The organism is Streptomyces sp. NPDC001027, from assembly GCF_040299045.1.
Classification (GTDB): Bacteria; Actinomycetota; Actinomycetes; order Streptomycetales; family Streptomycetaceae; genus Streptomyces.
The window spans coordinates 42,551-52,643 of record NZ_JBEPBI010000038.1 but is presented as its reverse complement, the minus strand read 5'-3'; the positions used below and the strand labels follow the sequence as shown (position 1 = coordinate 52,643).

Here is a 10,093-nt window from a genome sequence, read left to right as displayed (position 1 = left end):
TCCGACCGTCCGGGGATCGCGTGCGTTCAGCTCCGCTTGAGGGCGCCGACGAAGCTCGCCCAGGCGTCGGCGCCGAAGAGGACTGCGCCGCGCTCGGGGGCCTTGCTGTCCCGGACGGGGACGACGGCGGGCGCCTGGTCGGCGACTTCGAGGCATTCGCCGCCGGTAGTGTTGCTGTAGCTGGACTTGCGCCACGTCACTTGACTCAGGTCGAGGGGTCGCACGGCACTTCCTCCAACATCCGCGTGATGAACTTCTGCGACTCGACCGGAGAAAGCGCCAGGTCGCGCACCGAATCGTACGCATGCTGCAGCTCCTCGACCGAGCCGATTTCCTCGATCAGTTCGCCGCGCACGTCATTCTCCGTGTAGGCCACGGTACGGGCGTCGGGCATGCGAAGGAACATCATCGATGTGTTCATCAGCGGGTGAGGACCGGCGCTGAACGGCAGGACGTGCAGGGTGATTTGCGGCCGCTCAGAGACCCCTACCAGGTGTTCCAGCTGACCCCGCCACGCCAGTGCGTCTCTGAGCTGGGTGCGCAACACCGCCTCCGAAAGGATGGCGCGGAACTTCGGCGCGCCCTTCTCCTCCAGTAACTTCCGTCGCCCCATGCGTGCTTCGACCTGCTGATCCAGCTCCTCCCCCAACAGGCCACCCGCGGTGAGCGCCTCGCGCGCGTAGGCCGGCGTCTGGAGCAATCCAGGCGGCGCGGACACCGCGTAGTGCCACAGGCTCGCCGCCTCGGCCTCCAGGTCCATGTATCTGCGGTACTGCTCCTTGAACTGGCTGTTGTCGCCCATCGCGACTTCCCACAGGGCCAGCAGCAGTCCCGGCGTTCCGTAGTGGGTGTCCAGTGCCTCGACGACCTCCGGGCTGCCCAGGTTCGTTCCGCTCTCCATCTTGCCCAGCGTGGACGCGTCCCAGCCGAGGCGCTCGGCGAGTTCCCGCAGGCTCTCCCCGCGGCCGGTGCGCAGCAGCCGCAGCTCCTCCGCGAAGCGTTTGCGGGGTTGCTGGCTGCGGCCGGTGACCACTCGTCTCGCAGGCATGGGGCGACTCCTTCGCGGCTCTGCGTGGCAGCAGGGACACGAAGAGTAATTCAACTCTCTGTTGACTTCAGCCCACTCGGCCATCCCGGTACTATTTGTCCATTTATGCACTCAAGTTCCGTGACGCGAGGCACTTTCGGCCGCGAATTGCGCATGCAATCCGAGGTGGGGGGCAGGTGGACGCGGTCCCCCGGGTCACCCGGGGGTGACACAGGGGGACGGAACAGGAACGGAAGGCAACGCCGATCATGGCCGACAGGACCGAACCGCTGCACACGCCGGAGCTGCGAGAGCACCGGACGATTCACTCGGGCGGAGAGTGGCTGGAAGCAGTCTCCGGCGGCGTCCGCGAGATCATCGACCCCGCGGACGGCCGCCCCTTCGCCGTGGTCGCCGAAGGCGACGAGAAGGACGCCGACCTGGCGGTCGCGGCCGCCCGTGCCGCCTTCGACGAGGGCGAGTGGCCGCGCACCCCCGCCGCCGACCGCGCCGCCCTGCTGCACCGCGTCGCCGACCTCCTCGTCCGCGACCGCGAACAGCTCGGTCTGCTGGAGAGCCGTGACGCGGGCAAGACGCTCGAAGAGGGCCGCGTCGACATCGACTGCGTCGCCGACGCCTTCCGCTACTTCGCCGGTCTGGTGGCCGCCGAGTCGCCGGGACGGGTGGTGGACGCGGGATCGGCCGACGTCCACAGCGTCGTCGTCCACGAGCCGGTCGGCGTGTGCGCGCTGATCACCCCCTGGAACTACCCGCTGCTCCAGGCGAGTTGGAAGATCGCTCCGGCGCTGGCCGCCGGCAACTCCTTCGTCGTCAAGCCGAGCGAGATCACGCCGATGACGACGGTCGCGCTGATCGGCCTGCTCGCCGAGGCGGGGCTGCCCGCCGGTGTGGCGAACATCGTCACCGGTCCCGGGCACACGGTCGGGGCCCGGCTCGCCGAACACCCCGACGTCGACCTGGTGTCGTTCACCGGCGGCCTGGCCAGCGGCACGAAGGTGGCGCAGGCGGCCGCCCCGACCGTCAAGAAGGTCGCCCTCGAACTCGGCGGCAAGAACCCCAACGTGGTCTTCGCGGACGCCTGCGCCACCGACGAGGGCTTCGACACCGCCGTCGACCAGGCCCTCAACGCGGCGTTCATCCACAGCGGCCAGGTCTGCTCGGCGGGCTCGCGGCTCATCGTCGAGGAGTCCGTCCGCGACCGCTTCGTCGACGAACTCGCCCGCCGGGCCGGGAAGATCCGGCTCGGGCGCGGCACCGAGGACGGCGTCGAGTGCGGCCCGCTCGTCTCCGAGCAGCAGCGCGCCAAGACCGAGGAGTACGTGGCCTCCGCGCTCGCCGAGGGCGCCGTGCTGCGGTCCGGCGGCCGACGGCCCGAACCCTCCCCGCAGCGGCCCGAGTCGGGCTACTTCTACGAGCCCACCGTCCTCGACGGCTGCCACCGCGAGATGCGCGTCGTGCGGGAGGAGGTCTTCGGACCGGTCCTCACCGTCGAGACCTTCCGCACCGAGGACGAGGCCGTCGCCCTCGCCAACGACACCGACTACGGCCTCGCCGGAGCCGTCTGGACCGCCGACGCCGGCCGCGCGCGGCGGGTCGCCGGCCGACTGCGCCACGGCACCGTCTGGATCAACGACTTCCACCCCTATCTGCCGCAGGCGGAGTGGGGCGGCTTCGGCAAGAGCGGCGTGGGCCGCGAACTCGGCCCCGCCGGACTCGCCGAGTACCGCGAGGCCAAGCACGTCTACCAGAACCTCGCGCCGAGGCCCGTCCGCTGGTTCGCGGGCTGATCCGCCCGCAGGCCCCGCCTCTCGCCCCGAACGCACTTCGCACAGACTTCGCACGCCCCTGGAGTACCCCCCATGCCACAGACCTCACCTGTCTATGACTACGTGATAGTCGGAGGCGGAACCGCCGGTTCCGTCATCGCGTCGCGGCTCACGGAGAACCCCGACACCACCGTCGCCGTCATCGAGGGCGGCCCGAGCGACGTGGGCCGCGACGACGTCCTCACCCTGCGCCGCTGGACGGGCCTGCTCGGCGGCGAGCTGGACTACGACTACCCCACCACCGAGCAGCCGCGCGGCAACTCCCACATCCGGCACAGCCGGGCGCGCGTCCTCGGCGGCTGCTCCTCCCACAACACCCTCATCGCGTTCAAGCCGCTGCCGTCCGACTTCGACGAGTGGGAGGCGGCCGGCGCCCAGGGCTGGGGCGCGGTCCCGATGGAGGCGTACTACGCGCGCCTGCTGAACAACATCGTCCCGGTCGACGAGAAGGACCGCAACGCCGTCGCCCGCGACTTCGTCGACGCCGCGCAGCAGGCGACCGGAGTCCCGCGCGTCGAGGGCTTCAACAGCAAGCCCTTCGACGACGGCGTCGGCTTCTTCGACCTCGCCTATCACCCCGAGACCAACAAGAGGTCGTCCGCCTCCGTCGCCTACCTCCACCCGGTGATGGACGAACGGCCCAACCTGACGATCCTCCTGGAGACCTGGGCGCACCGGCTGGAGCTGGAGGGCGCCCGCGCGCGGGGTGTGCACGCACGCACCGCGGACGGCGAGGAGATCCTCGTCCGCGCCCGGCGCGAGGTCGTGCTGTGCGCCGGCGCGGTCGACTCGCCCCGGCTGCTCCTGCACTCCGGCATCGGTCCCAAGGCCGACCTGGACGCGCTCGGCATCCCCGTCGTCCACGACCTGCCCGGCGTGGGCGAGAACCTCCTCGACCACCCCGAGTCGGTGATCGTCTGGGAGACCCACGGGCCGCTCCCTGAGAACTCCGCGATGGACTCCGACGCCGGTCTGTTCGTGCGCCGCGACCCCGACCACGCGGGCCCGGACCTGATGTTCCACTTCTACCAGGTCCCCTTCACCGACAACCCGGAGCGGCTCGGCTACGAACGCCCGGCGCACGGCGTGTCGATGACCCCCAACATCCCCAAGCCGAAGTCCCGCGGACGGCTCTACCTGCAGAGCGCCGACCCGGGCGTCAAGCCCGCCCTGGACTTCCGCTACTTCACCGACGAGGACGACTACGACGGCCGCACCCTCGTCGACGGCATCCGCATCGCCCGCGAGATCGCGCAGACCGAGCCGCTGGCCGGCTGGCTCAAGCGCGAGGTCGCCCCCGGCCCGCACATCACGGGCGACGAGGAGCTGAGCGCGTACGCGCGCAAGGTCGCGCACACCGTCTACCACCCCGCCGGCACCTGCAAGATGGGCGCCGCCGACGACGAACTCGCCGTCGTGGACCCCCAGTTGCGCATCCGTGGACTGGAGGGCATCCGCATCGCGGACGCCTCCGTGTTCCCGACCATGACAGCCGTGAACCCGATGATCGGCGTGCTGATGGTCGGCGAACGGGCCGTGGACCTGATCGGAGGCGATGCCCGATGAGCACCGACGCCAACACCGACGCCGGTACCGACACCGACACCGACACCGACACCGGTACCGACACCGACGCCGGTACCGACGCGAGCGCCCACACGACCATCGAGGAGCGCCCGCCGGTCTTCTCGGTGGACGGCCTGTGGAAGGTGTTCGGCCCGAAGGCCGAGGCCGTCCCCGCCGACCCCGAGCTGACCTCCCTGCCCCCCGCCGAGCTCCGCTCCCGCACCGGCTGCACCGCCGCCGTCCGGGACGTCTCCTTCGACGTGCGCAAGGGCGAGGTCTTCGTCGTCATGGGGCTGTCCGGCTCCGGCAAGTCCACCCTCGTGCGCTGTCTGACCCGGCTGATCGAGCCGACCGCCGGGCACATCGCCATCGACGGCGAGGACGTCCGCGCCATGGACAAGAACCGGCTGCGCGAACTGCGCCGGCGCCGGGCCGCGATGGTCTTCCAGCACTTCGGCCTGCTCCCGCACCGCACCGTCGTCGACAACGTGGCCTACGGCCTGGAGATCCAGGGCGTCGGCAAGGCCGAGCGCCGCGCCCGGGCCCGGCAGGTCGTCGAGAAGGTCGGCCTGGAGGGCATGGAGCACCGCAGGCCCGGCGAGCTCTCCGGCGGGCAGCGCCAGCGCGTCGGACTGGCCCGCGCGCTCGCCGTGGACCCCGAGGTCCTGCTCTTCGACGAGCCGTTCAGCGCCCTCGACCCGCTGATCCGCCGCGACATGCAGGAGGAGGTCGTCCGGCTGCACCGGGAGGAGGGCCGCACGATGGTCTTCATCACCCACGACCTCAGCGAGGCCCTCAAGCTCGGCGACCGCATCGCGCTGATGCGCGACGGCCGGGTGGTGCAGCTCGGCACCCCGGAGGAGATCGTCGGCTCGCCCGCCGACGACTACGTCCGCGAGTTCGTCCGCGACGTGCCGCGCGAGCAGGTCATGACGGTCCGCAGGGCCATGCGGGCCGGCGAGTGCGCCGGCCCCGGCCACCCGGGCGCGATAGCCGCCGACGCGGTGGTCGCCGAGGCGATCCAGATCGTGTCGCGCAGCCACAGGCCCGCGTGCGTCATGGAGGACGGCCGGTGTCTGGGGGTCGTCGACCACGAACGGCTCCTGGACGTCGTGGCCGGAACGGAGCTCCGCAGGGAGGCGGTCTGACATGGCTACCGTCACCGCACCCGCCCCCCGTGTCTGGCTGCCGGGGCTCCTCAAACACCGCTCGGTCGCCAAGCTGGCGCTGCTCGCGCTCGCCGCTGCGGTCCTCGTGCCGCTCGCCGACGCCCAGTGGGCCAGCGGCAGCTGGCCCGCCGCCCTCACCGTCGACCTCACCCAGCCGCTCGGCAGGGCCAGCGACTGGATCATCGACAACCGCGACAGCCACCCGCTGTTCCTCTACGGCTTCGGCTACGTCAGCAACGCGGTCGTGCTCTGCGTGCGGGCCGTCTACCTGGTGCTGCTCGCGGCCGGCTGGGCGGGCGTCACCGCCGCCGCCTCGCTGGTCGCCTGGCGGGTCGCCGGAGTGCGGCTTGCGCTGGGCGCCGCCGTCGCGTTCCTGGCCTGCGGACTGCTCGGCATGTGGATCCCGACCATGCAGACGCTCGCGCTGATGATCGTCGCGGTCCTCGTGTCGGTCGCCGTCGGCGCCGTGCTCGGCCTCGCCGCGGGGCTCTCGGACCGGATGGACCGCATCCTGCGCCCCGTCCTGGACACCATGCAGGTGCTGCCCGCGTTCGCCTACCTGCTCCCGGTCGTCCTGATCTTCGGCATCGGCGTCCCCGCGGCCGTCCTGGCCACCGTGGTCTACGCCGCGCCGCCGATGGCCCGGCTCACCTCGCTCGGCCTGCGCGGCGCCGACAAGGAGGTGCTGGAGGCCGTCGACTCGCTGGGGGCCACCGCCCGCCAGCGCCTGCTCACCGCGCGCCTCCCGCTGGCCCGCAAGGAGCTCCTGCTCGGCCTCAACCAGACGATCATGATGGCGCTGTCCATGGCGGTCATCGCCTCGGTGATCGGCGCGGGCGGCCTCGGCGACCGCGTCTACCAGGCGCTCGCCTCCGTCGACGTCGGCGCGGCCCTCGCCGCCGGCATCCCGATCGTCCTCCTCGCCGTCGTCCTGGACCGGGTCACCGGCGCGGCCGGCGAGTCCGACTCCGCCTCCGACGCCGGATCCCGCGCCGCGACCGGGGGCGGCCTCTCACGGCGCGCCGGCTGGGCGGCCGCGCTCGCCGCCACCGTCGCGGTCGCGGTCGCCGCACGGCTCGCGGGCCGCCTCGACTGGCCCGACGGCTGGACGCTGAACATCGCCGAGCCGGTCAACCGGGCCGTCGACTGGATGACGAACCACCTCTACTCCGGCGTGCCCGTGATCGGCGGCACCGCCGACTGGGCCGGCCACTTCACCACCTGGGTCCTCGACCCGCTGCGCGACGGCCTCCAGGCCCTGCCCTGGTGGTCGGTGCTGCTGATCGTCGCCGCGCTCGCCTGGGTGATCGGCACCTGGCGCACCGCGCTCACCGCCGTCCTCGCGATGGCCGCGATCGGCGTCCTCGGCGTGTGGAAGCCGTCCCTCGACACGCTGTCGCAGGTCCTCGCCGCGGTCGCCGTCACCCTCGTGCTGGGCTTCGCGACCGGCATCGCCGCCGCCCGCAGCGACCGCTTCGAACGGCTCCTGCGGCCCGTCCTCGACGTCTTCCAGACGATGCCGCAGTTCGTGTACCTGATCCCGGTCGTCGCGCTGTTCGGCGTCGGTCGCGCGCCCGCCGTGGCCGCCGCGGTCGTGTACGCACTGCCGGCCGTCGTCCGCATCACCGCCCAGGGCCTGCGCCAGGTCGACCCGGCCGCCCTGGAGGCCGCCCGCTCGCTCGGCGCGAGCAGCGGCCAGCAGATCCGGCAGGTGCAGCTCCCGCTGGCCCGCCCGGCCCTGCTGCTCGCCCTCAACCAGGGCGTGGTGCTGGTCCTCGCCGTCGTCATCATCGGCGGACTGGTCGGCGGCGGCGCGCTCGGCTACGACGTCGTCTTCGGCCTCGCCCAGGGCGACCTCGCCACCGGTCTGGTCGCCGGCGCCGCCATCGTCTGCCTCGGCCTGATGCTCGACCGGGTGACCCAACCGACGCAACGCCGTACGAAGAAGGGGGCGTGACATGCGCATCCGTACCACCGCGACCGTGGCCGGCGCGTCCGCGCTGCTCCTGCTGACCGGCTGCGGGGCCGCCGACATGACCAAGCAGGCCTCGCCGTTCGCGAACGCGCAGGGCGCCAAGAGCCTCACCCTGTCCGTCCAGTCCTGGGTGGGCGCCCAGGCCAACGTGGCCGTCGCCCAGTACCTCCTGGAACACGAGCTGGGCTACCGCGTCGACACCGTGCAGGTCGACGAGGTGCCCGCCTGGGACGCGCTCAGCCAGGGCCGGGTCGACGCGATCCTGGAGGACTGGGGCCACCCCGAGCAGGAACAGCGCTACGTCAAGGACAAGAAGACGATCACGCCGGGCGGCGACCTCGGCGTGACCGGGCACATCGGCTGGTTCGTGCCGACCTACTTCGCGAAGCAGCACCCGGACGTCACGAACTGGAAGAACCTGAACAAGTACGCGGCGCAGTTCGCCACCGCGGAGAGCGGCGGCAAGGGCCAGCTCATGGACGGCTCGCCCTCCTACGTCACCAACGACAAGGCGCTGGTGAAGAACCTGGACCTGGACTTCCAGGTCGTGTTCGCCGGTTCGGAGGCCGCCCAGATCACCCAGATGCGGCAGTTCGCCAAGGAGAAGAAGCCCTTCCTCACCTACTGGTACGCGCCGCAGTGGCTGTTCAAGAAGGTCCCGATGACCGAGGTGAAGCTGCCCCCCTACAAGGAGGGCTGCGACGCCGACCCGCAGAAGGTCGCGTGCGGCTACCCGCACACCCCGCTGCAGAAGTACCTCAACGCCGGCTTCGCGAAGGACGGCGGGAAGGCGGCCGCCTTCCTGAAGAAGTTCCGGTGGACGACCGAGGACCAGAACGAGGTCTCCCTCGCCATCGCCGACCAGAAGATGACGCCGCGGGAGGCGGCGAAGCAGTGGGTGGACGGCCACGAGTCCACCTGGAAGGCGTGGCTGTCCTGAGCGTCGTCCCGGAATTCTTTATCCCGGATAGATTTCCTGGAATTTCCCGGATACAGTCCCACCATGACGAACAGCAATTCCGTGTCCCGCGTGGCGCTCAAGAAGATAACCCCCGACGTCTCCGCCGCGATGGGTTCGCTGCACGCCGCCGCCGTTTCCGCCGCGCGGGACGCCAAGGTCGAACCCGAGATCCTGGAGCTGGTCAGGATCCGCGCCTCGCAGCTCAACGGCTGCGCGTTCTGCCTCGACATGCACACCAAGGACGCCCGCGCCGAGGGAGAGACCGAGCAGCGCCTCTACGCGCTGAACGCCTGGCGGGAGACCCCCTTCTTCTCCGGACGCGAGCGCGCCGCACTGGCGTTGACCGAGGCCGTGACGCTGGTGCACGACGGCCATGTGCCGGACGCGGTGTACGCCGAGGCGGCGGAGGTCTTCGACGAGGCGCAGCTCGCCGCGCTGATCTGGGCGGCCACCGTCATCAACGCCTACAACCGCATCGCCGTCGCGACGCGCATGGTCCCGGGCGCCTACCAGCCGGCGAAGAAGTAGCGAGAAAACCGTCAGCCGACGGAAACGACGGATGACGACGGGGGCGACGGGAAATGACGGCGACGGCCCGGAGAATGGCGAGATAATTCGAGAGAACGCGTGAATGCGGGCGTCGGACACATTGTCCGGCGCCCGTATTTCCGTTCCGTCGGCCGTCCGATTTCTCTCCCTCACACCAGGGGCAGCGATTCCCCCTGCGCATCCAGCCACCGCCGCCATTCGTCCGCCCGCACGGCCGGCCCGGGGGTGAGCGGACCTCCCGCCCAGGCCGTCACCGGGCGGATGCCGTGCAGCGCGTTCACCAGCCACACCTCCCGGCCGTCCAGCTCGGCGGGCGTCCGCTCGCGGTGCACGACACGGACGCCGAGGCGGTGGGCCCGCTCCTGGATCAGCTGTCCGGTCACCCCGGCCAGCACCGGCAGCCGCGGCGGCGGCAGGCACAGCGTGTCGTCCTCCCACCACAGGACGCTCGCGGTGGCCGCCTCCAACACCGCGCCGGAGGGCGCGACCAGCACCGCCTCCGTCGCGCCCGCGTCGGACGCCCGGCGGCGCACCCGGGCCAGCGCGTCGAGGTCGGGCCCCTTGCGGCGCGGCATGGTCCGCGGATCGGGCTGGCCCGCGGCCCAGACCCGGACGTCGGGCTCGAGCTGCGGGGCGTGGCGCAGCAGCAGCCGCAACTCCAGTGAGCCGGCGGTGAGTTCCACCCGGGGGAACCACTCGCCGGTCCGCGGCAGGGCGGCCGTCATGTCCCGCCAGAACTCCACCAGCCGGCGCAGCGGCGGACCGCTGCACTCGCCGCAGGCCCGCAGGAACCGCTCCCGGTGCCGCTCCAGACCGCGCACCCGGCCGTCGCGCACCAGCCACGAGTCCGCGACGAGCAGCCGTCCGCCGGCCTCCGCGGCGGGCGTCAGCCCCCCGGCCGGCGTCCACCCCGACAGCCCCTCCACCGCCGTCGCCCGCGTCATGGTCCGCGTCATCGCCCGTGTCATGGCCTGCGTCATCGCTGTTCCTCTCCGGACG

General features: G+C 71.7%; 9 protein-coding genes. 6 read left to right on the top strand and 3 right to left on the bottom strand.

Annotation, left to right across the window (positions count from 1 at the left end; translation table 11 throughout):
- Positions 1 to 26 precede the first annotated feature (26 nt).
- Both ABT300_RS14045 and ABT300_RS14040 read right to left on the bottom strand, forming a co-directional pair.
- A complete protein-coding gene (locus ABT300_RS14045) occupies positions 27 to 224 on the bottom strand; it encodes a DUF397 domain-containing protein (protein ID WP_351674754.1) in 198 nt (65 codons plus the stop codon).
- The gene (locus tag ABT300_RS14040) at positions 206 to 1,048 is read right to left on the bottom strand and encodes a helix-turn-helix domain-containing protein (RefSeq protein ID WP_351674753.1); all 843 of its coding nucleotides are present in this window, start codon (positions 1,046 to 1,048) and stop codon (positions 206 to 208) included. Before ABT300_RS14040 ends, ABT300_RS14045 begins: the two co-directional genes overlap by 19 nt.
- Before the next feature lie 248 nt (positions 1,049 to 1,296).
- Here ABT300_RS14040 and ABT300_RS14035 point away from each other — a divergent pair, with 248 nt between their 5' ends.
- The 6 genes from ABT300_RS14035 (at position 1,297) to ABT300_RS14010 (ending at position 9,073) form a co-directional block, all read left to right on the top strand.
- Positions 1,297 to 2,835 carry an aldehyde dehydrogenase family protein gene (locus tag ABT300_RS14035; protein WP_351674752.1) on the top strand — a complete coding sequence of 513 codons (1,539 nt, stop codon included), beginning with the start codon at positions 1,297 to 1,299 and terminating at the stop codon, positions 2,833 to 2,835.
- 72 nt (positions 2,836 to 2,907) lie between these two features.
- The gene (locus ABT300_RS14030; protein WP_351674751.1) at positions 2,908 to 4,440 is read left to right on the top strand and encodes a GMC family oxidoreductase; all 1,533 of its coding nucleotides are present in this window, start codon (positions 2,908 to 2,910) and stop codon (positions 4,438 to 4,440) included.
- Positions 4,437 to 5,588 carry a quaternary amine ABC transporter ATP-binding protein gene (locus ABT300_RS14025; protein ID WP_351674750.1) on the top strand — a complete coding sequence of 384 codons (1,152 nt, stop codon included), beginning with the start codon at positions 4,437 to 4,439 and terminating at the stop codon, positions 5,586 to 5,588. Before ABT300_RS14030 ends, ABT300_RS14025 begins: the two co-directional genes overlap by 4 nt.
- 1 nt (position 5,589) lies before the next feature.
- Positions 5,590 to 7,566, top strand: a complete 1,977-nt coding sequence (locus tag ABT300_RS14020; RefSeq protein ID WP_351674749.1) for an ABC transporter permease — start codon at positions 5,590 to 5,592, stop codon at positions 7,564 to 7,566.
- 1 nt (position 7,567) lies between these two features.
- Positions 7,568 to 8,524 carry an ABC transporter substrate-binding protein gene (locus ABT300_RS14015; protein ID WP_351674748.1) on the top strand — a complete coding sequence of 319 codons (957 nt, stop codon included), beginning with the start codon at positions 7,568 to 7,570 and terminating at the stop codon, positions 8,522 to 8,524.
- A gap of 63 nt (positions 8,525 to 8,587) precedes the next feature.
- Positions 8,588 to 9,073, top strand: coding sequence for a carboxymuconolactone decarboxylase family protein (locus tag ABT300_RS14010; protein ID WP_351674747.1), 486 nt, complete (start codon positions 8,588 to 8,590; stop codon positions 9,071 to 9,073).
- A 170-nt stretch (positions 9,074 to 9,243) separates the two neighbouring features.
- Here the strand turns inward: ABT300_RS14010 and ABT300_RS14005 are convergent, their stop codons facing one another.
- Positions 9,244 to 10,074 carry an aminotransferase class IV gene (locus ABT300_RS14005; RefSeq protein WP_502977934.1) on the bottom strand — a complete coding sequence of 277 codons (831 nt, stop codon included), beginning with the start codon at positions 10,072 to 10,074 and terminating at the stop codon, positions 9,244 to 9,246.
- Between the last annotated feature and the right edge of the window lie 19 nt (positions 10,075 to 10,093).

What these genes read in the sequence shown, in the direction of transcription:
- ABT300_RS14040 (WP_351674753.1), bottom strand. Translation starts at nt 1,048, where the DNA reads ATGCCTGCGAGACGAGTGGTCACCGGCCGCAGCCAGCAACCCCGCAAA.
- ABT300_RS14035 (WP_351674752.1), top strand. Translation starts at nt 1,297, where the DNA reads ATGGCCGACAGGACCGAACCGCTGCACACGCCGGAGCTGCGAGAGCAC.
- ABT300_RS14030 (WP_351674751.1), top strand. Translation starts at nt 2,908, where the DNA reads ATGCCACAGACCTCACCTGTCTATGACTACGTGATAGTCGGAGGCGGA.
- ABT300_RS14025 (WP_351674750.1), top strand. Translation starts at nt 4,437, where the DNA reads ATGAGCACCGACGCCAACACCGACGCCGGTACCGACACCGACACCGAC.
- ABT300_RS14020 (WP_351674749.1), top strand. Translation starts at nt 5,590, where the DNA reads ATGGCTACCGTCACCGCACCCGCCCCCCGTGTCTGGCTGCCGGGGCTC.
- ABT300_RS14015 (WP_351674748.1), top strand. Translation starts at nt 7,568, where the DNA reads ATGCGCATCCGTACCACCGCGACCGTGGCCGGCGCGTCCGCGCTGCTC.
- ABT300_RS14010 (WP_351674747.1), top strand. Translation starts at nt 8,588, where the DNA reads ATGACGAACAGCAATTCCGTGTCCCGCGTGGCGCTCAAGAAGATAACC.
- ABT300_RS14005 (WP_502977934.1), bottom strand. Translation starts at nt 10,074, where the DNA reads ATGACGCAGGCCATGACACGGGCGATGACGCGGACCATGACGCGGGCG.